17 protein-coding genes are annotated in these 22,106 nt (G+C 54.1%); 7 read left to right on the top strand and 10 right to left on the bottom strand.

Annotated features, from left to right (window positions below):
* Positions 1-477: 477 nt before the first annotated feature.
* Positions 478-2,832, bottom strand: coding sequence for an aerobic respiration two-component sensor histidine kinase ArcB (arcB, locus tag CRO19_RS06545; RefSeq protein ID WP_097097603.1), 2,355 nt, complete (start codon positions 2,830-2,832; stop codon positions 478-480).
* An 890-nt stretch (positions 2,833-3,722) separates the two neighbouring features.
* Here arcB and CRO19_RS06550 point away from each other — a divergent pair.
* Positions 3,723-9,254 (top strand): glutamate synthase-related protein, encoded by a 5,532-nt coding sequence (locus CRO19_RS06550; protein WP_097095120.1) that lies wholly within the window; start codon positions 3,723-3,725, stop codon positions 9,252-9,254.
* 69 nt (positions 9,255-9,323) lie between these two features.
* The gene (locus CRO19_RS06555) at positions 9,324-11,072 is read left to right on the top strand and encodes a sulfite reductase subunit alpha (protein WP_097095121.1); all 1,749 of its coding nucleotides are present in this window, start codon (positions 9,324-9,326) and stop codon (positions 11,070-11,072) included.
* A gap of 64 nt (positions 11,073-11,136) precedes the next feature.
* On the opposite strand, the gene sspB is transcribed toward CRO19_RS06555, so the two are convergent.
* The 5 genes from sspB to zapE all read right to left on the bottom strand — a co-directional run bounded on the left by sspB (position 11,137) and on the right by zapE (position 14,805).
* Positions 11,137-11,628, bottom strand: a complete 492-nt coding sequence (gene sspB / locus CRO19_RS06560; RefSeq protein WP_097095122.1) for a ClpXP protease specificity-enhancing factor — start codon at positions 11,626-11,628, stop codon at positions 11,137-11,139.
* A gap of 4 nt (positions 11,629-11,632) precedes the next feature.
* Positions 11,633-12,274 carry a stringent starvation protein SspA gene (gene sspA / locus CRO19_RS06565; RefSeq protein ID WP_008104394.1) on the bottom strand — a complete coding sequence of 214 codons (642 nt, stop codon included), beginning with the start codon at positions 12,272-12,274 and terminating at the stop codon, positions 11,633-11,635.
* A 328-nt stretch (positions 12,275-12,602) separates the two neighbouring features.
* Complete coding sequence (rpsI, locus tag CRO19_RS06570) at positions 12,603-12,995, bottom strand: 30S ribosomal protein S9 (protein ID WP_007886600.1); 393 nt, start codon at positions 12,993-12,995, stop codon at positions 12,603-12,605.
* A gap of 15 nt (positions 12,996-13,010) precedes the next feature.
* The gene (rplM, locus tag CRO19_RS06575) at positions 13,011-13,439 is read right to left on the bottom strand and encodes a 50S ribosomal protein L13 (protein WP_007886599.1); all 429 of its coding nucleotides are present in this window, start codon (positions 13,437-13,439) and stop codon (positions 13,011-13,013) included.
* Between the two features lie 238 nt (positions 13,440-13,677).
* Positions 13,678-14,805 (bottom strand): cell division protein ZapE, encoded by a 1,128-nt coding sequence (gene zapE, locus CRO19_RS06580; protein WP_097095123.1) that lies wholly within the window; start codon positions 14,803-14,805, stop codon positions 13,678-13,680.
* Positions 14,806-14,995: 190 nt separating this feature from the next.
* Between zapE and zapG the strand changes: the two genes are divergently transcribed.
* The 3 genes from zapG (at position 14,996) to degS (ending at position 18,045) form a co-directional block, all read left to right on the top strand.
* Positions 14,996-15,400, top strand: a complete 405-nt coding sequence (gene zapG / locus CRO19_RS06585) for a Z-ring associated protein ZapG (protein ID WP_097095124.1) — start codon at positions 14,996-14,998, stop codon at positions 15,398-15,400.
* A 111-nt stretch (positions 15,401-15,511) separates the two neighbouring features.
* Positions 15,512-16,882 (top strand): serine endoprotease DegQ, encoded by a 1,371-nt coding sequence (degQ, locus tag CRO19_RS06590; RefSeq protein WP_097095125.1) that lies wholly within the window; start codon positions 15,512-15,514, stop codon positions 16,880-16,882.
* Between the two features lie 86 nt (positions 16,883-16,968).
* Positions 16,969-18,045: an outer membrane-stress sensor serine endopeptidase DegS gene (degS, locus tag CRO19_RS06595; RefSeq protein ID WP_097095126.1), complete on the top strand. Its 1,077-nt coding sequence runs from the start codon at positions 16,969-16,971 to the stop codon at positions 18,043-18,045.
* A gap of 23 nt (positions 18,046-18,068) precedes the next feature.
* On the opposite strand, the gene epmA is transcribed toward degS, so the two are convergent.
* A complete protein-coding gene (gene epmA, locus CRO19_RS06600; RefSeq protein WP_097095127.1) occupies positions 18,069-19,046 on the bottom strand; it encodes an elongation factor P--(R)-beta-lysine ligase in 978 nt (325 codons plus the stop codon).
* Between the two features lie 147 nt (positions 19,047-19,193).
* Here epmA and CRO19_RS06605 point away from each other — a divergent pair, with 147 nt between their 5' ends.
* On the top strand, positions 19,194-19,718 hold the full coding sequence (locus CRO19_RS06605; RefSeq protein WP_097095128.1) for a lipocalin family protein: 525 nt from the start codon (positions 19,194-19,196) through the stop codon (positions 19,716-19,718).
* A 37-nt stretch (positions 19,719-19,755) separates the two neighbouring features.
* On the opposite strand, the gene CRO19_RS06610 is transcribed toward CRO19_RS06605, so the two are convergent.
* Both CRO19_RS06610 and efp read right to left on the bottom strand, forming a co-directional pair.
* Complete coding sequence (locus CRO19_RS06610) at positions 19,756-19,890, bottom strand: entericidin A/B family lipoprotein (RefSeq protein ID WP_007886592.1); 135 nt, start codon at positions 19,888-19,890, stop codon at positions 19,756-19,758.
* 146 nt (positions 19,891-20,036) lie between these two features.
* Positions 20,037-20,603 (bottom strand): elongation factor P, encoded by a 567-nt coding sequence (gene efp / locus CRO19_RS06615; RefSeq protein ID WP_034826669.1) that lies wholly within the window; start codon positions 20,601-20,603, stop codon positions 20,037-20,039.
* A 42-nt stretch (positions 20,604-20,645) separates the two neighbouring features.
* Here efp and epmB point away from each other — a divergent pair, with 42 nt between their 5' ends.
* Positions 20,646-21,674: an EF-P beta-lysylation protein EpmB gene (gene epmB / locus CRO19_RS06620; protein WP_097095129.1), complete on the top strand. Its 1,029-nt coding sequence runs from the start codon at positions 20,646-20,648 to the stop codon at positions 21,672-21,674.
* 37 nt (positions 21,675-21,711) lie between these two features.
* Here epmB and CRO19_RS06625 read toward each other — a convergent pair whose 3' ends face one another.
* Positions 21,712-22,059: a DUF4156 domain-containing protein gene (locus CRO19_RS06625; RefSeq protein ID WP_097095130.1), complete on the bottom strand. Its 348-nt coding sequence runs from the start codon at positions 22,057-22,059 to the stop codon at positions 21,712-21,714.
* Between the last annotated feature and the right edge of the window lie 47 nt (positions 22,060-22,106).

Genomic DNA, 22,106 nt, shown 5'->3' on the forward strand with positions numbered 1-22,106 from the left:
TGGTTTACATTGCACGCTAAACCTTAAACTGGAACTTTCAACAGAGGGTTTCCAAAACGTTTTGGATAACCTGACCGAAAAAAAGCTTTTTTTGATAATTTTCAGAGCGTTAACCTTACTCAACTGCAATTTATCGTCAGTTTGAGTTTTTCCATGCTCCTTACAGGGCTTTCTAACGAAACGCTGAAGCAAAACCAGGCAAAAAGCAGAACAATTGGTCAAAAAGAGTGCAATTTGGCAAAGAAATTAATTCCTTGCTTGACTGTGTCAGCAAATTAATGTTTTCTGTATTTAATCGCTGCTCAACATCACACAATTTAATGAATCTTATCGCAAGCGTTAGCGAATTTGTTAAGGTGATTTGGAAGCGTTAACCAATACCACACTGTTGCTTTTTTATTCGATCTCTCATAATAGCAGCAGTACCCATTTCCCTGGTGTTGGCGCAGTATTCGCGCACCCCAGTTTCGACTGGGGTCATTTTTTTCTGACGTCCTGTAATTTCTCTCGCTCAGCAACCCATTCACGTAACACGTTCACGTCCTGCAACCATTCCTGTTTTAATTCGTCGATCCACTCCTGGACATTGTCCCACCACGCTGGCAATTCCGGCGACTGAATCTGCTTCGCCAGCTGTTGCAAGTGCAGTAAACCAACCGAACCCGCCGCGCCTTTAATCTTGTGGCCTTCTTCGGCAATGCCCTTCTGATCGCGCGCCATCATGTTCGAATCCAGCACATCAAGGTATCCGGGCATCATCTGCTCAAACATCGTTAAGCTCTGCGTAATCAATCCTGGCCCCACCAATTCAATGTATTGTTCCAGCATTGGGACATCCAACAACATGCGTGATTGCTCGGCCGACGACTCGCTGACGATCTCTTCCTGCTCCGGCTGGTAATCCCAAAACTTTTTGATCATGGCGGTCAGCGCCGGTACGGCCAGCGGTTTGCTCAGCACATCATCCATGCCCGCATCGAGATACTCTTTTTTGTCCTTCAACACGTTTGCTGTCAGGGCCACCAGCGGCGGCAACGTTGTGCCAGCATGGCGCTGATGGATGGCGCGCGATACATCAAGGCCCGTCATATCGGGCAGTTGAATATCGAGCAATACCAGATCGAACTCCTGTGGATCAAACATCGCCAGCGCGTCCGTGCCAGTCATGGCAACTTCCACGCTGCAGCCCAATTTCTCCAACACTGAACGCGCGACAATCACGTTTAGCTCGATATCTTCCACCAGCAGGACGTGCAGCGCCGGTAACGGCATGCTGTCATCCAGATTGTCGTCCTCAACCTCTTCAGCAACACGTGGCGCGTTGATCTCAACGGTAAAGCAAGAACCCTGCCCCGCGACGCTGCTGACGCGGATATCGCCACCCATCGCTTGTGCTAGACGCCGTGATACTGCCAGGCCAATACCAGTGCCCGTTGCTGGCTTTCCGCCGTGCTGATCTTTCACCTGATAATACATAGCGAAAATCTTGTCCTGCTCCTCCTGAGGAATGCCCATACCTGAATCCTGCACTTCAAAGCGCAGTGTTTCATCCTGAAGATAGGCAACGCGCACCACGATTTCGCCCTGCTGAGTAAATTTCACCGCGTTACCAATCAGGTTCCACAGAATCTGACGTAGACGTGTACCATCTGCTGAGATTTTATGCGGCAGCGGCAGCTCTGGCGCCATAACAAACTTCAGCCCTTTCGGCTGCGCCAACAGTCCAGAGAGGTTTTCCAGATCGGCGAGGAAGCCGGTGAAATCCAGCGGCTGATTATCCAGCTGTACTTTTCGGCGTTCGATTTTGTCCACTTCAATAACATCGTTAAAGATGTTGCCGAGCGTGATGGCAGAAACGTGGATAGTTTTAAGGTACTTCAGCTGTTCCTGATTCAGATCGGTATCGAGCAGAATGCGACTCAGCCCGACGATGCCGTTAAGCGGCGTACGCAGCTCGTGGCTGATAGTTGAGATAAAGGTCGTCTTCTCACGGCTGGCGTTCTCCAGCGCGTCTTGGTAGCGCTTACGTTCGGTAATATCGCGGCCAAAGCCCATCAAACCACTGCGTTTCCCCACGCGGTCGTAATAGGGCACTTTGCGGATCTCAAAGCAGGCTTTGCGGCCATCGGGATATTGCAGCCACTGCTCGTAAGTCAGCGATACATTATGACGGAACACCTTCTCATCGGTTTCCAGCACTTTAGTCGCCGCCTCTTCATCATAAATATCGCGCGGCGTCATACCAATCAGCTGTTTTTCGCTCATGCCGGTCAACAGTTCCATGGCGCGATTGCAGCCGGAGAACTGCTTATCAATGTTGCGGTAGAACACCAGATCGGGCGACGCATCAAGGAAAGAGCGCAGGAAGGAGGATTGCTGTTCCAGCTCAATTTGCGCCTGCTCGCGCCGCGCCATCTCTTCGCGCAGCTTGTCCATCACCTGCTCACGCGCCTGTTCGGCTTTGATGCGGTCGTTAATTTCCTGATTCAGCTGCGTGATGGTTTCTTTCATCTGCTGGTTAAGCTCAAGGTCGCGTGTGCGCATCTCTTCCAGCTTATCCACCAGTTTCGTCAGGCGCTGGCGCGACTCTTCCAGTTGATCGACCACCACCGAGAGGAAATAAACCGCCCAGGGCGTAATTAACAGGCCGAAGAATATCGATCGCACTACGTCAATGCTCTCAACGTGGCCGCGCAGCACCATAGTGACCGCCATCTGCACCACCATCGCCAGCACCACCAGCGCCGACGCTAATAGCAGTGAAAAGCGAACCAGCCCCAGTTTGACCATCAAATCAACGTAGTACTGCGCTAAAAGGCGAATCTGTTTCATTACAAGCTCCCTGAACGAAATCTGGCCCATGATAGCGTAAATATCGCTACGCCGCGCCGCTTCACCGCAGGAGTTTTGCTCTGTAATGGTGCACCACCGCAGGATTTCGCCGACGTTCCCGTCTATATGCGTAAAGCGCTTGACTAATTCTGCCAACTGAATAATCTGAAAGGCCGCACTTTTGTCGCGCTTTTCTCTACATCCTGTGCTAATCAGCACCCTGGCAGTCATGTCGTCTCATGGCTGCATGCCTTTATTGCATACCCATTCAACTTAAACGATTTTTTAATCACGTGTAGCGTGATTAATTTTACTAATGCCAGCGTGATTTTGATTCAAATATGACGCCATAAGAAAAACAGATACATGCTGTGCATCAGCCGCACCCAACAGAATTTAATGCTGCCATAAGCATCGATGCCAGCATTGTTTAGATATTAGAGGCACAGGTCACAGTGAGACGGCTCACAGTTACTGGGGGAATGGGAAGGGGAAGATTGACATAAATTTACGAGTAAAAAACTTATAAATCATCACGTTAATCGTTAAAAAAGCAGATTACCCTCAACAAAGCTGGCTATTTGACCTGAGTTCGCTTTCCCGATAAGTTGGAATTCCACTGGGAGCTTTCCTGGTGGGGCTGTGTCTCGGCATATCTATGCAGCAAGAAGACTCCCTCTAGATGCAAGCTATCTCCCGAAAGAGACCGGATTAAAGAGCAGCTCATTAAGGACGTGACAACAGTGTCTTAAGAGCCTTTGCTCGGTGTTGCGACGCCCGCTCTTTACGGAGCGGCACAAGAATTGATACCGCAGCCTTTGCAGCTTCAGTCACGCTGCGGTACGCGAAAAAATGCAGGTAATGTCAAAAGAAGTTTAAGGAGACTCTCAATGTCCACGCAAAAACCGAATCCCTATGGTTTGTATGATCCATCAGCCGGAAGTGATAGCTGTGGTGTAGGTTTCATTACCCGTAAGGACGGCGAGCAGACCCATGAGATCCTGCAGATGGCCCATAGCGCGCTGTGCACGGTACCGCACCGTGGCGGCATGTCCGCCGAAGGCGTGGGCGATGGCGCTGGCGTTAACGTCGATCTCTCCCTGAACTTCTTCCGCAAGGTCACAGGTCTGGCGCTGGAAGCTGCCCGTTTTGGCGTGGGTAACTTCTTTGTGCCCAAAGACGCGGAACTGCGCGCTAACGCTGAACGTCTGGTAGAAGAAACGCTGGCGGCACACAACTTCCCGGTATTAGTGAAACGCGATATGCCGCTGGACGGCAGTGTGACGCGCCCGGCTGCCCTGCAATTCCAGCTGCCGATTGTACAATGGGTTTTTGCTGCGCCGCAGGAAGTGACTGACCAACTGGAATTCGAGCGCCAGATTTATCGCGCGCTGCTGGATATCGAAGCGCGCGCCTTTACCGAAAGCGAATTCGGCGGCCTTTATCCGCTGTCGCTCTCCTCGCGCACCCAGGTATTTAAAGCCCGCCTGAACTCCAACGAAGTGATTCCTTACTTCAAAGATTTAACCGATGCCGACCATCAGGTGCGCGGGTTGTTCTTCCATACCCGCTTCTCCACCAACACCGATCCGCATACCACCATGGCGCAACCGTTCCGCTTGATGGCGCACAACGGCGAACTGAATACCGATCGCAAAAACCGTATTGCCGAAGCGGCACTGATGCTGGCGCGTGGAAAGAAAATTGTGCGCCCTAAAGGTCAGTCCGACAGCTCACGTCTGGACCAGAGCATTCACAGCCGCTTGATGGAAGATAACCTCGACCTGATCAACGCCGTTGTTTCCATGATGCCACCGGCCTGGGAGAACGATACGTCGCTCTCAAATGAAGTACGCGCCATGCTTGAGTACTTCTCATTATATGAAGAGAAAAACGATGGCCCGGCCGCGCTGATCTTTGGTAATGGTGAAGTGATTGGTGCCCGTCTTGACCGTCTCGGTCTACGTCCGCTGCGTTCCGTTGAAACGGCGGAATATATCGGAGCCATGTCGGAAGCGGGCCAGATCGCCTTCCCTCCGGAAAGCGTGCTGCGTCGCGGCCGTATCGAAGCGGGCGGTATGCTCTATTACGATCACAAAGAGAAACGCTCTTACACCACCGTGGAAGCGCTGGAAAAACTGGCGGCGGAGAAGGATTACCTGTCGCTGCTGAGTAAAGCGCGTGTCGACCTCGCCGATCTGCCAGAAATTCAGGCTGAGCAGCTCGGCTCTCCGCTGCGTTATCGTGGTGACCTGCAAACCTATCAGCGTTTTGTGGCCTACTACTACAACCAGGAAAGCTTCAAATTCATGATGGACCCGATGCTGCAAACCGGCGCTGAGAAGATCTCAGCGATGGGTTACGGCAACGCCATCAACGGCCTGTCCGACCACGAAGGCGGCATGGCGCACTACTTCTCGCAACGCTTTGCCCAGGTCACTAACCCGCCGCTTGACTCCATCCGTGAAGCGGACGGCATGACGCTGCGCGTTGCCCTGGGTGCGAAACCGCACCTGGGTCGCAGCAAGGGCCAGCAAATCATCGTACCAACACCAATTTTGACGCACCTCGACATGCTGCGCCTGCGCGAACAAACCGTCGCGCCTTATGCGCGCTTCGAGATGCTGTACGAGCCAGTCGTCGGCAAAGATATCGTCAGCCGCGCAGCTAATGCCAACGCGCTGGAAAAAGCCATTGATGACTTAGCGCAGCAGGTTGTTGATTTCGCACGCCAGCAAGGTGGTATCGCGGTAATTACCGACCGCCACATCTCCTCAACCCACGCGGCGATCCCGATGCTGCTGATGGTATCGGCGATTAACCAGCGTTTGGTGCAGGAAGGTCTGCGTCTGGATGTATCGCTGGTAGTAGAAAGCGGCCAGAGCATCTCTTCGCACCATATCGCGGCAACGCTGGGCTTCGGCGCTTCTGCCGTTTACCCACTCGGCGTGCAGATGCGTGCGGAAGAGAAATTCGGTGAAGGCGAAGAAGGTAACAAAGCCTTTAAACGCTATGCCAAAGCAGCAGAAAAAGCGCTAATGAAAACCATGGGCAAAGTGGGCCTGTGTACCGTTGAGAGCTACAGCTGCGGCGAGTTCTTCGAGCCTAACTTCCTGAATACCGACGATCCGGTATTGAAAAAGTATTTCCCGAATATCAAAACCCCCGTTGGCGGCGCCGGCTTCCCGGCTATCGCCCAAATGGCGGTCGACTGGCATCAAAGTGCGCTGAAAATTCAGGGCGAAGCGGAAGTCCCCTTGCTCGGCCTGTTCAAAGAGCGTGCTGAAGGTGCTGGCCATTCTTACGGCACCATTGCGGTACGCACCTTCATTGATATGACGGAGCAGCCGATTCGCTTTGCTAACAAAGAGCGCGAAGAGGACAACTTTATTCGCCTGATGACGCTGGCTAAACTGGATAACGCTTTCAATATCAAAGCGGAAGCCTTTAAAGACAGCAGCTTCGAGCGCATCCCGAATGATGTTATCGATAACTTTGCCATCACGCCCGATTACCGTCAGTTCTCCAGCCTGATGCATGCCGAGCGTAAACGTCGTCCTGCGGCGCTGCGGGACATCCTCGCGCTGCCTTGCGATTTGACGCACGTGGATAGCGAAGCGGAATTCGGCCGTAAGCTGGGCCGCTACTCGCTGGTTAACAACGGCTTCGCGACGCGCGGCCTGAAGTGTGAAGCGGTAAATGGCAGCCTGAATCAGTTCGAGCTGCGCCTGATCGATGCGATTGCTGGCCTGAAGCCAGAGAATGAGCGCCTCGAAGCACTGTCGCGTGCGTTGAAAACGCGCTTCAGCGACGATATCGAAAGCAGCAATGTGGCAGATGGCGTTCTGCACATCACCGCTTACGGCAAAGCTGCGGATTATCTGTCGCTGATCTTCACTGCGCTGCCCTCGCTGCCGCTGGAAGAGATTCAACCGGCACACGAAATTACCCGTACCTTTGCTTCCGGTGCCATGAGCCACGGTGCGTTGGTAGCGCCTGCGCACGAAGCGGTGGCGCACGGTACCAACATGGTGGGCGGCATGAGTAACTGCGGCGAAGGTGGCGAACACTATTCACGCCACGGCACCATCCGCGCCTCACGCATTAAACAGCTGGCGTCTGGACGTTTCGGCGTGTGGGCAGCTTATCTGGCCGACCCAATGCTGGAAGAGCTGGAGATCAAAATCGGCCAGGGCGCGAAGCCAGGTGAAGGCGGCCAGCTGCCAGCACCAAAAGTGACCGTTGAGATCGCGGCAGCCCGTGGTGGTACACCAGGCGTTGAGCTGGTTTCACCACCGCCGCACCACGACACTTACTCTATCGAGGATTTGGCTCAGCTGATCCACGACTGCAAAGCCGCGCGCGTGCGCGTCATTGTGAAACTGGTGTCATCCGAAGGCATCGGCACCATCGCCGTGGGCGTGGCGAAAGCCGGCGCGGACGTGATTAACGTGGCGGGTAACACCGGCGGTACCGGTGCAGCATCGGTCACCAGCCTGAAATATACCGGTCGCGTAGCGGAAATCGGCATCGCTGAAGTACACCAGGCGCTGTGCGCCAATGGCCTGCGCGACAAAGTGCAGCTGCGCTGCTCCGGCGCACAGCAGACCGGCAGTGATGTGATCAAATCTGCCCTGCTCGGCGGCGACAGCTTCGAGTTCGGTACCACCGCGCTGATGATGCTGAAATGCGTGATGGCGAAAAACTGTAACGTTAAATGCCCGGCCGGTTTAACCACCAACGCCGAAGCTTTTGATGGCGATCCGCGTCAGCTGGCGCAGTACTTCATCAACGTGGCGCAGGAAGTGCGTGAGTTCCTTGCTCGCCTCGGTCTGCGTTCACTGCGCGAAGCACGTGGCCGTTCTGATCTGCTGCATTTGATGGATCACCCGCTTGAAGTCGGCAAACTGGATCTGCGCGCCATGTTAACCGTGGTGCCAGAGCAAAAAATTGCTAAGCCGGTCTATCTGGAAAAAGATTTTGAGCTGGATGATGGCTGGGTCAATGAGCTGAAAACCCAGCTGGTTGGCGAGGCAAGCCGTGAAATCGCGCTGGGCGCGGGCATCACGCTGAACAACCGTAACAAGAGCGTGGGTGGACAGCTGGCAATTGATATCGAGCGCATGCTGAACCACGAGCTCACTAAAGAGCAGCTGGCAGCGCTGCCTGCGGTGCTGAAAGATGACCGCGGTCGTCACTATCTGGCGCCAGCCACCGTGCTGATTAACACCAGTGGTTCTGCCGGCCAGTCGTTCGGCGCATTCTGCAACGACGGCATGCAGCTGAAACATTACGGCACCTGTAACGATGGCGTGGGCAAAGGTCAGTGTGGCGGCGAGCTGGTGGTGATGTCACCGGGCGGCGGCGCACAGGATAGCGATGGCAACGTCTTGATCGGTAACTTCGCCCTGTTTGGTGCCACCGGTGGTCGTCTGTTCGTACAGGGCCAGGCGGGTGACCGCTTCGCGGTGCGTAACTCTGGTGCCACCGCCGTGGTTGAAGGCGTCGGCGACTTCTGCTGTGAATACATGACCAACGGCGCCATCCTTAACCTTGGCACCTTCGGTAAAGGCTTTGGCAACGGCATGAGCGGCGGTTTCGCCTACCAGTACGATCCTTATGGATCGCTGGCGGCACATGCAGCCGGTGATTCAGTCCTGTTTGGCTCCATCGCCGATGAAGATGAAATGGCGCAGGTGCATAAGCAAGCGGTGCTAACCATGCTGAACTGGCATCTGGAAGCGACCCAGTCACCGCGCGCTGCCTGGCTGCTGGAGAACTGGGAAACCGAGTGCCACCACTTTGTTTACGTGATGCCACGTTCGCTGCTGCTGTATCAGGATGGCACCGAAATCCTGAAAGCAAAATCGCGTAAAGATCTGCTCGAAGAGCTGTCGACGTCGCTGGCTGCGCATCAGGTCGCTAAATTCAAATCGGCGTGGCGTGACGGTAAAACCATCGCCAACGGTGCCGTACCGGCCTACGGCGCGACCGATACGCTTGAGATGTTTGTGCTGCTGAATAACTACACCGTGCTGAGCCTCGCGCAGCAGCTGGCGTTGGGCAAACTGCCAAAAGGTACGGCGGTGGAAGATCCGGCCGTTGAGAAAGCCGTGCGTAATCTGCTGATGACCGAAGATTTCGCGCTGATAAGCAAGCTACAACGTCATGCGCGCTCTGCGATTGAAAGCTATAGCGATGACGAGCTGGCAAGCCTGATCGCCGCTAAACGTATGGCGGATTATAAAGCGGCATTGACGCAACGTAACATTCGCTCCATGGACAGCCTGGCGACGTATGGCTGGATCATTTATCAGGATGCCTGCAACCGTGAGGTTCTTGGCCATCTGCCTGATTTCGAAGAGCTGTTTGCACGTGCTGCACTGCCAGAAATCGCTGCTGCGGTCGGGAAACTTTCCTGATTATAGCTTTACGGAACATGTGTAATTTAGACTTTATATTTTGATTGAACAGGATTGAGCGCCTTACCGATGAAAATTCCTTACATTCCTGAAGATGCACCGTTTAACGGTGAGCAGAAATATTGGCTGGCGGGTTTTCTCGCCGGTCTCCACTCGCGCCTGCTGGTATTAGAAGACAAGCAGAGCGCACCGGCTGCCGGTGCCAACACGCAGCTGCATATCCTGTTCGGTTCACAAACCGGTAATGCCGAAGCGCTGTCGCAAACTGCCGCTAAAGCCGCGCGTGCCAAAGGTTTGGTGCCGGTGGTTCAGGCTCTGGGCGAAGTGGATCTGGATGTGTTCGCCACTATGCGTCACGTGCTGATCGTCACCTCGACTTATGGCGAAGGCGAAATGCCGGACAACGCCCAGCTGTTTTGGCAGGCGATTTCAGCCAGCACCGCACCGCGTCTGGAGCAGATGCACTTTGCAGTACTGGCGATTGGGGACACCGGCTACGACGGTTTCTGCCAGGCGGGTAAATTCATCGATATGCGTCTGGAACAGCTCGGTGCGAAACGCGTGGCCGATCGTATCGACTGCGATATTGATTTCGAAGAGCCGTCCAGCGAGTGGATTGGCACGGCAATGCCGCAGTTTGCCGCCAGCGCAGGCAGCAGCGGAACTGCACTTGAGAGCGCACCTGAAGCACCGGTCATTCCGGGCAGCAATAAGCAGAACCCTTATGCTGCCGCATTGGCGACCAATAAGCGCCTGTCGGCTGAGGAGTCGGCTAAAGATATTCGTCACTTTGAATTCGATCTCACCGACAGTGGTTTGAAATATGAAGCCGGCGATGCGCTGGGCGTGATCCCGGTGAACGACGCGGCGTTGGTTTCACTGCTGCTGGCCGAACTGAAAGCGGATTACGAAACGCCGGTGCCAGGCTTTGATCGCAACCTTGGCGATCTGCTGACGCACCAGTTCGAAATCTCTGAGCCATCACGCAAACTGATTGAGTGGGTTGGACAGCACACCACCAACCAGGAATTGCGTCACGTTTTGCAGCACGACGACAAAGATACTCTCGCCGTTTGGCTGTGGGGCAAAGATACGCTGGATCTGCTGCAGCTTGAGCTGACGTGCAGCCTCTCAGTGCCGGAATTCGTTGCCATGCTGCGCCCACTGCAGCACCGTGCGTACTCCATCTCGTCGAGCTCGAAAGCGCATCCAAATCAGGTGCATCTGACCATCGCTTCCGTGCGCTATCACAGCGGCGGCCGTGAGCGTAAAGGCGTGTGCTCAACCTACCTGGCTGAACGTGTTCGTCGTGGCGAAAAGCCGGCGATCTTCATTTCGCCCAACAAAGCGTTCCGCGTGCCGGCAAATGGCAATGCTCCGCTGATCATGGTGGGTCCAGGCACCGGCATCGCCCCGTTCCGCGCGTTCCTGCAGGAACGTCAGGCAACCGGCGCGCAAGGTAAAAACTGGTTGTTCTTCGGCGACCAGCATCAAGCACATGATTACATCTATGAAGAAGAGCTGAGTGCGTGGCAGGAGAATGGCCTGCTGACAAACCTCGATCTCGCCTTCTCACGCGATCAGGAAGAGAAGATTTACGTGCAGAATCGCATGCTGGAGAAAGGCGCGGAGCTATACGCCTGGCTGCAGGATGGCGCCTACTTCTACGTGTGTGGCGATGCCTCACGTATGGCGAAAGATGTGGATGCCGCACTGTATGAAGTGGTTCGTCAGTTCGGCGGCTTGTCCAGCGAGCGTGCGGCAGCCTACATTGATCAGCTGAAGAAAGATAAACGCTACCTGCGTGACGTCTACTAAGACGCGCAGACATAAAAAAACGGGCCAATCATCGGCCCGTTTTTATTTCACACTCTCAGACGCTTTATTTCACTACGCGGAGTGAAGGTCGTCCGCCACGCGGCGGCGGCGGCTCATCATCTGGCGAGTGATCGTCATCAGTCGCATCATCCGGACGATCGCCATCAATCACAGACATCATCGTCTCTTCCTGACCACTACCATCCTGATCTTCCGTCGCCAGCTCATAAGCCGGTTCCGGTTCGAACATGGTGCCAGCACCGTTTTCACGGGCGTAAATTGCCAGAACCGCAGCCATCGGCACAGAGACCTGACGCGGTACGCCACCAAAGCGCGCATTGAAACGCACTTCATCATTAGCGAGGTCAAGATTGCCTACCGCACGTGGCGCGATGTTCAGAACAATCTGCCCATCGCGCGCATATTGCAGCGGCACCTGCACACCAGGCAGATTAATGTCGACCACCAAATGCGGCGTCAGCTGGTTATCAAGCAACCAGTCATAGAATGCACGCAGTAGATAGGGACGACGCGCCGTTAGTTGCGACATTTCCATACTATTAGCCCCGAGCTTGCAGGCGCATTTCACGTTCTGCTTCTGTCAGTGACGCAAGGAAAGAGTCACGTTCAAATACGCGCGTCATGTAGCCTTTCAGCTCTTTAGAACCTGCGCCAGACAGATCCACACCCATCTGCGGCAGACGCCACAGCAGCGGTGCCAGATAGCAATCTACCAGGCTGAACTCTTCGCTCATGAAGAAAGGCGTACGTGCAAACAGTGGCGCAATTGCCAGCAGCTCTTCACGCAGTTGCTTACGCGCTGCATCGGCTTCTGCACCATTGGCAGTTTCGATGGTGCGCATCAGGCTATACCAATCCTGCTCAATGCGGTGCATCATCAGACGACTTTCACCACGCGCAACCGGATAAACCGGCATCAGCGGTGGATGCGGGAAACGCTCATCGAGGTATTCCATGATGATGCGTGATTCGTACAGCGTCAGTTCACGGTCGACCAGCGTAGGTACTGTGCGATACGGGTTGAGGTCAATCAGATCCTGCGGCAGGTTATCCGTTTCAACCTGCTCGATCTCCACGCTGACGCCCTTCTCAGCCAGTACAATGCGTACTTGATGGCTGAAAATGTCAGTCGGACCAGAAAACAGCGTCATTACCGAACGTTTGTTGGCAGCGACAGCCATGAAAACCTCCAAGTTTGTTCACAAAAAGATACTGCGAATAGCCAACCACACGGCGACTCACCGGCTCATCAGATTCGCCTACCGTCAGCGTTAGAAGCATCGCCCAGCCTTCCCGACAGGAACGACAAGCACAACGCTGCTTCTCGCAGGCGCAAAGTGACAGTGAGTTTACCAGATTTTAAGCAGCTTGTGGGGCAGGCGTAATGATTTGCGGGCAAAATGCGGGTAAAGCTCGCGTTTTTGGTGGTAATAATTGGTAAAAAGGGCAATAAAAAACCCGCCGAAGCGGGTTTTTTGAGCCAATTGCCGCTGCCAAAGCAGCAAACAATTAACGCTTGGAGAACTGTGGACGACGACGTGCTTTACGCAGGCCGACTTTCTTACGTTCAACTTCACGTGCATCACGGGTAACGAAGCCCGCTTTACGCAGTTCAGAACGCAGAGACTCGTCGTACTCCATCAGAGCGCGTGTGATACCGTGACGGATCGCACCAGCCTGACCAGAAATACCACCACCTTTAACGGTGATGTACAGGTCAAATTTACCAACCATATCAACCAGTTCCAGCGGCTGACGCACGACCATGCGTGCAGTCTCGCGACCGAAATACTGCTCCAAAGAGCGCTGGTTAATTACGATGTTACCGCTACCCGGCTTGATGAAGACGCGAGCGGCAGAGCTTTTGCGGCGACCAGTGCCGTAGTTTTGAGTTTCAGCCATTGCCTATAATCCCGATTAAATGTCAAGAACTTGCGGTTGCTGCGCCGCGTGGTTGTGCTCGTTGCCTGCGTAAACTTTCAGTTTACGGTACATAGCACGACCCAGTGGGCCTTTCGGCAGCATGCCTTTAACCGCGATTTCAATCACACGCTCAGGACGGCGCTCGATCATCTCTGCAAAGGTCGCCTGCTTGATACCACCGATGTGGCCAGTGTGGTGATAGTAAATCTTGTCAGTACGCTTGTTGCCGGTTACAGCAACTTTTTCTGCGTTCAGAACGATGATGTAATCACCGGTATCAACGTGCGGAGTGTATTCCGCTTTGTGCTTACCACGCAGACGGCGCGCCAGTTCAGTCGCCAGGCGACCCAAGGTTTTGCCCGTTGCGTCAACAACATACCAGTCACGCTGTACGGTTTCTGGTTTAGCTGTAAAAGTTTTCATTGAAAAGCTTACCCAAATAAAAAGTTACACGTTGGTGAAATCCCAAACGCTAAGTAAACGATTGAGGCTCACACGACCATTTTGCCCAGCAAGCCACCCCTTCAAGTGAGTTACCGGATCACATCGAGTTCTTGGGAAAGAAAACCGATGCTGTAACGTGGGGTCGCAAGATTATAGAGAAGTCGAACCCAAAGATCGAACCTTTTTGCATCTAAATCCTGCGATTTCTGCCACGTCATCAGGGCAGATGCGGCAGACGCAAATACTCTTCGCTCTGCATCTCCTGCAAACGCGACAAGCAGCGTTGATACTCGAACTTCAAGCGTGTGCCCTGATAAATTTCAAACAGCGACGTTTCCGCCGCCACGACCAGTTTCACGTGGCGTTCATAGAATTCATCAACCAGCGCGAGGAAGCGACGCGCCTGATCTTCGGTCTTATAAATCATCACCGGCACATCATACAGCAAGACGCTGTGAAATCGGCGCGAGAGCTCAATATAGTCGTGTTGGCTGCGCCCTTCGCCACAGAGAGTCAGGAAATTAATCGCCAGCACGCCGTCATGCACGCCGAGCGTCGGCATCTGACGATGGTTAATCTCCAGCACCGGCGCATCCTCACGCGCTTTACCGGACAGCGCACGGAACATGCGCTCCATTTCAGCATGGGTGGCATCGCTCAGCGGGAAATTCCACAAGTGCGCTGAAGTCAGAGTACGCAAACGGTAATCGATACCGGCATCAACGTTCATCACTTCGCAATGACGCTTGATTTGTTCAATGGCGGGCAGGAAGCGCGCCCGCTGCAAGCCATTGCGATAGAGTTCATCCGGCGGAATATTTGAGGTTGCCACCAGCGAGATGCCGCGGGCAAACAGTGCCTCCATCAGCGTGCCGAGCAGCATGGCATCGGTGATATCCGAAACAAAAAACTCATCAAAACAGAGAATGTCGGTTTCAGCTTTAAAGCGGTCAGCGACAATCAGCAGCGGATCGCTGTGGCCCTGCAGCTGCGTCAGCTCCTGATGGACGCGCAGCATAAAGCGGTGAAAATGCAGACGCAGTTTGCGGTCGCCAGGAATTGACTGAAAAAACAGATCCATCACCCAGGTTTTACCGCGTCCTACACCACCCCACATATAGAGGCCGCGCACCGGAGCATCACTCGCACTTTTCTCTTTATTCATCATCTTAGACAGACGTCCAAACAGGCCTTTTGCTGCCGGTTCAACATGTTGCTGGCGAGCAATCAATCCTTGCTGGATGGCATCTAAGCGGGTAATCGCTTCTCGTTGTACGTCATCCGGGCGAAACTCGCCCTGCGACAGCGCTTGCTCATAGCGTGCAAGCGGAGATGAGGTTTGCATGGTTCTCTCAGAATCCCTGAAAAAGTCCGATTCACGGGTCGGTTGACGAAAAATAGGCCGCTCTACACTAAGCGATGCAGCCCGATAGTTCCACTTCCATGAGATTATTGGGTATAGTGACTGCTATTGAAGTTGATGTTGAAACAGAAGCAATGCCCTACGAAACAACGGAAATTACACGGGAGTCATTATGACCTGGGAATACGGGCTGATTGGTTTAGTGATTGGCATTATTGTCGGCGCGGTAGTGATGCGTTTTGGCAACAAGAAGCTGCGTGAGCAGCGTAGCATGCAGTATGAGCTGGAAAAATCGAAGGCTGAGCTGGCGGATTACCGCGAGGAGCTCACCAACCACTTTGCACGCAGCGCTGAGCTGCTGGACAACATGGCGCATGATTACCGCCAGCTGTATCAGCACATGGCGAAGGGATCTAACGATCTGCTGCCAAATCTGCCGGGCGAGAAAAACCCGTTTGCCTACCAGCTAACGGAAGCCGAAGCGGATAACGATCAGGCGCCGGTACAAATGCCGCGCGATTACTCTGAAGGTGCTTCCGGCCTGTTACGGGGTAGCGATCGCACACCGCGTAAATAATCCTTTTGGGGCACAGCTTGGCTGTGCCCTTTTTGTTTGTCGAACCCTTGCCCCAAACAACTGTCACACTTTTTCATCCCCTTTTCTTTTCGCAGCGAGAGCGTTGTAGCAATGAAAAAACAAGCACGACTGTTGAGCGCATTAGCCTTGAGCATTGGAATGGGTCTGGCCGCCGCCCCTGGCGCGTTGGCAACCCTGCCGGCCCAGATTCAAGGACAAGCATTGCCAAGCCTGGCGCCGATGCTGGAGAAAGTTCTGCCTGCGGTAGTCAGCGTGCATGTAGAAGGCACAGATTCCGGCCAGCAGGCGCAGGATATTCCGGAGCCGCTGAAACGCTTCTTCGGCCAGGCACCCGGACAATCTCAGCCTCAGCCTTTTGAAGGGTTGGGTTCTGGCGTGATCATCGATGCCGCGAAAGGCTACGTCCTGACCAACAATCACGTGGTGAACGGTGCAGATAAAATCAGCGTGCAGTTGAGTGATGGCAACGAATACGACGCTAAGCTTATTGGTCACGATGAGCAAACCGACATCGCGTTGATTCAAATTGAGGGCGCGAAAAACCTCACCCAGGTAAAAATTGCCGATTCCGATTCGCTAAAAGTGGGTGATTTCGCGGTTGCTATCGGTAATCCCTTCGGCCTCGGCCAAACGGCCACTTCCGGCATCATCTCTGCGCTGGGACGTAGCGGCCTGAACCTGGAAGGGTTGGAAAACTTTATTCAGACCGATGCGGCGATTAACCGCGGCAACTCCGGCGGTGCGCTGGTCAATCTGAATGGTGAGCTGATCGGTATCAACACGGCGATTCTGGCATCCAGCGGCGGCAATATCGGTATTGGCTTCGCGATCCCCGCCAATATGGCAATGAATCTCGCGCAGCAGTTGATTCAGTTTGGTGAAGTGAAGCGCGGTCAGTTGGGCATTAAAGGCACTGAGATGACCGCCGATATTGCTAAAGCTTTTAATGTCGACGCGCAGCGTGGAGCCTTTGTCTCTGAAGTGCTGCCGAAATCGGCCGCCGAGAAAGCGGGCATCAAAGCCGGCGATATCATCACCTCCATCAATGACAAAGCCATTACCAGCTTTGCCGAACTGCGCGTGAAAGTGGGTACCACACCGCCGGGACAGAGTGTGAAAATCGGCCTGTTACGTGAAGGCAAACCGATTACCGTTAACGTCACGCTGGAGCAGAGCGCGCAAACCACCGCCAGCGCACAGCTCATGTCGCCTGCGCTGCAGGGCGCCACACTGAGCGACGGTGCGACCAAAGCCGGTGATAAGGGCGTGAAAGTCGATGCGATTGAAAAAGGAACGCCGGCCGAGCAGGTTGGTTTGCAGAAGGACGATGTGATTGTCGGCGTAAACCGCAATCACGTCACCTCGCTGGCCGAAATGCGCAAAGTGCTGGAAGGGAAACCGCCGGTGCTGGCACTGAACATAGTGCGCGGCGACGAGAGTATTTACCTGCTTCTGCGATAATCCTCGCATCAGGCGGACAAGCAGGTGTTTGTCCGCCTTTCTCATGCTATTCTGCCCTGCGATTAACCCTTGCCTGAAATAACACCATGTTTCTTAAACTTTTGCGTTCTGTGGTGATGGGCCTGATCGTGGCTGGCTTACTGCTTGTCGCGATCCCTGCGCTACGTATCGGCAGCGATATCACCTTTGATCATGACAATAGCAATGATGAAGCACCCGTCAGTTTCAATCAGGGTGTGCGCCGTGCTGTGCCCGCGGTCGTGAATGTCTATAACCGCAGTGCTCACGGCAACAACAATCGCGGCATCACCACGCTCGGTTCCGGCGTAATCATGAACGGCAAAGGTTACATTCTTACTAACAAACACGTTATCAATAATGCCGACCAAATCATCGTGGCGCTGCAGGATGGACGCTTCTTCGAAGCTAACCTGGTGGGTTCCGATGCGATGACCGATTTGGCGGTACTGAAAATCAGCGCCGCGAACCTGCCCGTCATTCCCATCAATGCCAGACGCATAGCGCACATTGGCGACGTAGTGATGGCCATCGGTAATCCCTACAACCTGGGCCAAACCGTTACGCAGGGCATTATAAGCGCCACCGGGCGCGTTGGCCTGAGCTCTTCCGGACGGCAAAACTTCCTGCAAACCGATGCTTCGATCAATCAGGGCAATTCAGGCGGCGCGCTGATTAACTCCCTCGGCGAGTTGATGGGCATCAACACCCTAACCTTTGATAAAAGCAGCGATGGCGAAACGCCGGAAGGGATTGGTTTCGCCATTCCAACTGCGCTGGCGAGCAAAATCATGGATAAGCTGATTCGTGATGGCCGGGTGATTCGCGGGTATATCGGCATTACCGGGCGTGAATTGCCGCCGCTGCACGGTCAGGGCAGTAACCTTGACCGCGTACAAGGCATTATTGTCAGTAACGTCACGCCTGGCGGGCCGGCCGATAGCGCCGGTATTCAGGCTAATGATGTATTGCTGCAGGTGAATGGCAGAACCGCGATTTCAGCGCAGGAAACGATGGATCAGGTGGCTGAAATTCGCCCGGGTTCAGTCATTGACGTGCAGATCTTACGCAATGAAAAGAAGATGACGCTGCCGGTTACCATTCAGGAATTCCCGGAAGTCACCGCCCCAGTCACCACCCAATAAGGGCGCTTTCGCGCCCCCATGGATTAGCTGCGGTCAACCGGGAAGGCGATCACTTCGCTCAACGCGCTGGCTTTCAGCGCCAGCATAATCAAACGATCAACACCTAGCGCCACGCCAGAGCAGGCAGGCATGCCGTGTGCCAACGCGTCCAGCAGGTTGGTATCGATAGGATGCTGCGGCAGGCCACGCGCGGCACGGCGACGATTGTCCTGCTCAAAGCGTTGACGCTGTTCACGGCTATCGGTCAGCTCACGGAAACCATTCGCCAGCTCAATACCTTTGTAATAGACCTCAAAGCGTTCGGCGACGCGATGATCTTCGGTGCTGATTTCCGCTAATGCCGCCTGCGTTGCCGGAAAGTGATAAACAAAGCAGGGCTTATCATTACCAATCTTCGGCTCAACGCCCAGCATAAACAGCAGCTGCAGCAGCGTATCGCGGTCTTCCTCGCGATTAGCCAGTTCGCCCTCGCCCAGCTTCTGCGCCACTTCGCGCAGCTGCGCTTTATCGGCTGACAGCGGGTCGATCTCCAGATGACGAATAAACGCCTGCTGATATGACAATGACTCGGCGCTATCGCACTCCAGCACCTGCTGCATCAGATCGTCCACCTCATTCATCAGGCGGTACATATCGTAGTGCGGGCGATACCACTCCAGCATGGTAAATTCAGGATTATGGTGACGTCCCGCTTCCTCGTTACGGAAGCTGCGGCCCATTTGATAAATCGGTCCGCTACCCGCTGCCAGCAGGCGCTTCATATGATATTCCGGACTGGTCATCAGCCACAGATCGCGTCCTTCAGCGGCGCCCGGCCCAACAAAACGCGTCTGGAACGGGACCAAATGAATGTCCGTGATAGTCGCCTGGCTCATCGCCGGAGTATCCACCTCCAGCACGCCGCGATCGGCAAAGAAACGACGAATTTCCGCCATAATGGCGGCGCGTTTCAACAAATTGGCAATGGGTGCGCTTGGCTGCCAGCTTGCCGTTTCGCTCATGTTGATGACTCCTCATACAAATATGGGGTGGAAGTCTACCCGCATTGGCGATGGCAAACAACGACGCCGCAGCGCCAGCGGATGCCAGCAGCAATTTAGTAACGGGCAGCTATACTTAACTCATTAAAATTGTGAAGGAATCCCCTAATGTCTCCATGGAAAACTCTCGTCGCCAGCCTCAGCGCGTTCCTCTCAGTTGCATGCTCAACCACGCCGCCAAAAGGCGTTACGGTGGTCGAGGGATTCGACAGCCAGCGCTATCTCGGCCAATGGTATGAAATCGCTCGTCTTAATCACCGCTTTGAACGTGGTTTACAGCAGGTCACGGCCAATTATAGCCCGCGCGATGATGGTGGCCTGAAAGTGGTTAATCGTGGTTTCAACCAGCAGAAGCAACGCTGGCAAGAGAGCGTTGGCAAAGCCTATTTCACCGGCGATAAACAGCGCGCTGCGCTGAAAGTCTCGTTCTTTGGTCCGTTCTATGGTGGCTACAACGTGATAGCGCTGGATCCGGACTATCGCTATGCGCTGGTATGCGGCCCGAATCGTAGCTACTTATGGATTCTCTCACGCACGCCACAATTAGATGAAGGTGTTAAAAAGCGCCTGGTCGAACAGGCCAGAAGTGCCGGATTCCCGGTAGATGAGCTGATTTGGGTTGAACAGAAATAGAGATCCGGTGTGAAAGCAGCTTTCACACCGGGGTATCTTACTGTGCGCTGCGCTGAATTGCCTTACCGCCCGCCGAAACATCTTCGCCGACACCACGCGTGGTGTTACAGGCGGTCAGAACGGAAGAGAGCACCAGCACGGAAAAAATCGCGACAATACTTTTCTTTAACATAGCCATATCCTTTTTGGTTGCAGTAAAAGTACAGCTCTTAAAGCATAGTCTTGATTTGGAAAAATGCGGATTCAACGGCAGGAAAAGAGTGAAGCAGAGGCACAGCGAAGAAAAAAGGCGCATCACCGATGCGCCTGATTTGACGATTATTTTACGCGAGAAACGTATTCGCCAGAGCGGGTATCAACTTTTACCACTTCGCCAATCTGCACGAACAGTGGCACTTTGATCACTGCGCCCGTTGAAAGGGTTGCTGGCTTGCCGCCGGTACCTGCGGTATCACCTTTCAAGCCTGGATCGGTTTCGATCACTTCCGCTTCGATGAAGTTCGGTGGCTGAACAGCGATCGCTTTATCGTTCCACAGGGTAACGATACAATCCGCATTGTCCTGCAACCACTTGGTCACGTCATCCAGCACTTTAGATTCGATCTGATACTGCTCGAAAGATTCCGGGTGCATGAAGTAGTAGAAGTCGCCGTCGTTGTAAGAATATTGCAGCGTCATATCACGAACATCTGCGCCTTCGGCAGAGTCAGTGGATTTGAAGGTCTTCTCAACGCGAGAACCGGTCAGCAGACGACGCATTTTAACGCGTGCGAATGCCTGGCCTTTACCCGGCTTAACAAACTCACTGGCTTCGATGGCATATGGCTCGCCTTCGAACATGATTTTAAGACCGGGACGGAAATCGTTGCTAAGATAAGTCGCCATAAAGGCCCTCTGTAAATATTGAACTGGTAAATAGCCAAAAAAATGGCACACATTGTAACCCTAAATCCCCCTGTCAGAGAAGATTGGTTACAGCAACTCGCTGATGTTGTCACCGAACCTGCTGAATTACTGCAACTTTTATCTCTGGATCAGCATGCAAATCTGGCCGCAGGCGCTGATGCGCGCAAGCTTTTCGCCTTACGCGTACCTCGGGCCTTCATCGCACGCATGAAACCAGGCGATGCCACCGACCCGCTGCTGCTGCAAGTATTGACCAGCCGTCAGGAATTTATTGATGCGCCGGGTTATAGCACCGATCCACTGGACGAACAAAGCAGTGTTGTGCCCGGTTTGCTGCATAAATACCGAAATCGTGCGCTACTACTGGTAAAAGGCGGTTGTGCGGTCAATTGTCGCTACTGTTTCCGCCGTCATTTCCCCTATCAGGATAACCAGGGCAACAAGCGCAACTGGCAAGCGGCCATTGATTACATCGCCGCGCATCCCGAGCTGGACGAGATCATTTTTTCGGGCGGCGATCCGCTGATGGCCAAAGATCACGAGCTGGCATGGCTGGTTACGGCGCTGGAAAAAATTCCCCACCTGAAGCGCCTGCGCATTCACAGCCGCCTGCCGGTGGTGATCCCCGCACGTATTACCGAAGGTTTGTGTCAGATTCTGGCGGAAACGCGTCTGCAAGTATTGATGGTAAGCCATATCAATCATGCGCAGGAGATTGACGATGAGCTACGTCACGGCATGCAGATGTTGAAGCGGGCGGGCGTTATGCTGCTCAATCAGAGCGTGCTGCTGCGCGGAGTGAATGACAACGCCCAGATTCTGGCAAATCTCAGCAACGCACTGTTTGACGCCGGCATTCTGCCCTACTACCTGCACGTGCTGGATAAGGTACAGGGCGCGGCACATTTCTTTGTTTCTGATGAGGAAGCACGCACCCTGGTACGCCAGCTGCTGGCGAAAGTCTCTGGCTATATGGTGCCGAAACTGGCACGAGAAATTGGTGGCGAGCCAAGCAAAACGCCGCTGGATTTACAGCTGCGCCAGGAATAAAAAAAGCCGCATTCGCGGCTTTTTTTACGACGGCACATTACGGACACTTATACACCTGGCCGGACATTTTGCTGTCGAGGGGAGCGAAAGCTGACAGCAGATTTTGCGTCGGGCTGGTGGCGCCATAAATCACGTTGCCGCCCATTTCCGCCGCGCGATTGCGCAGGTCGTTTGCCGCGCCGCGCAGTGAACTGCCTTCCCCGCCAGAACCGCTCAGCCAGTTGCTCTGTGAGCCAGTGAGCGTTCCCAGCAGCTGACATTGGCTGGCTGGCTGTTGGTCGACGAAGGTCACGCGTTCGCCGCCGGCACTCAGTTGATTGGAGCTGCTGCAACCCGCCAGCAGTAAAGTTCCCACTGCCAGTCCGAGCAAGAGGTTAATCCGCATTGTAATCCCCATTTATTATCATCAGTGTCGGGCGGCAGCGTAGCAGA

The organism is Candidatus Pantoea floridensis, from assembly GCF_900215435.1.
Taxonomy (GTDB): Bacteria; Pseudomonadota; Gammaproteobacteria; order Enterobacterales; family Enterobacteriaceae; genus Pantoea; species Pantoea floridensis.

What these genes read in the sequence shown, in the direction of transcription:
- arcB (WP_097097603.1), bottom strand. Translation starts at nt 2,832, where the DNA reads ATGAAACAGATTCGCCTTTTAGCGCAGTACTACGTTGATTTGATGGTC.
- CRO19_RS06550 (WP_097095120.1), top strand. Translation starts at nt 3,723, where the DNA reads ATGTCCACGCAAAAACCGAATCCCTATGGTTTGTATGATCCATCAGCC.
- CRO19_RS06555 (WP_097095121.1), top strand. Translation starts at nt 9,324, where the DNA reads ATGAAAATTCCTTACATTCCTGAAGATGCACCGTTTAACGGTGAGCAG.
- sspB (WP_097095122.1), bottom strand. Translation starts at nt 11,628, where the DNA reads ATGGAAATGTCGCAACTAACGGCGCGTCGTCCCTATCTACTGCGTGCA.
- sspA (WP_008104394.1), bottom strand. Translation starts at nt 12,274, where the DNA reads ATGGCTGTCGCTGCCAACAAACGTTCGGTAATGACGCTGTTTTCTGGT.
- rpsI (WP_007886600.1), bottom strand. Translation starts at nt 12,995, where the DNA reads ATGGCTGAAACTCAAAACTACGGCACTGGTCGCCGCAAAAGCTCTGCC.
- rplM (WP_007886599.1), bottom strand. Translation starts at nt 13,439, where the DNA reads ATGAAAACTTTTACAGCTAAACCAGAAACCGTACAGCGTGACTGGTAT.
- zapE (WP_097095123.1), bottom strand. Translation starts at nt 14,805, where the DNA reads ATGCAAACCTCATCTCCGCTTGCACGCTATGAGCAAGCGCTGTCGCAG.
- zapG (WP_097095124.1), top strand. Translation starts at nt 14,996, where the DNA reads ATGACCTGGGAATACGGGCTGATTGGTTTAGTGATTGGCATTATTGTC.
- degQ (WP_097095125.1), top strand. Translation starts at nt 15,512, where the DNA reads ATGAAAAAACAAGCACGACTGTTGAGCGCATTAGCCTTGAGCATTGGA.
- degS (WP_097095126.1), top strand. Translation starts at nt 16,969, where the DNA reads ATGTTTCTTAAACTTTTGCGTTCTGTGGTGATGGGCCTGATCGTGGCT.
- epmA (WP_097095127.1), bottom strand. Translation starts at nt 19,046, where the DNA reads ATGAGCGAAACGGCAAGCTGGCAGCCAAGCGCACCCATTGCCAATTTG.
- CRO19_RS06605 (WP_097095128.1), top strand. Translation starts at nt 19,194, where the DNA reads ATGTCTCCATGGAAAACTCTCGTCGCCAGCCTCAGCGCGTTCCTCTCA.
- CRO19_RS06610 (WP_007886592.1), bottom strand. Translation starts at nt 19,890, where the DNA reads ATGTTAAAGAAAAGTATTGTCGCGATTTTTTCCGTGCTGGTGCTCTCT.
- efp (WP_034826669.1), bottom strand. Translation starts at nt 20,603, where the DNA reads ATGGCGACTTATCTTAGCAACGATTTCCGTCCCGGTCTTAAAATCATG.
- epmB (WP_097095129.1), top strand. Translation starts at nt 20,646, where the DNA reads ATGGCACACATTGTAACCCTAAATCCCCCTGTCAGAGAAGATTGGTTA.
- CRO19_RS06625 (WP_097095130.1), bottom strand. Translation starts at nt 22,059, where the DNA reads ATGCGGATTAACCTCTTGCTCGGACTGGCAGTGGGAACTTTACTGCTG.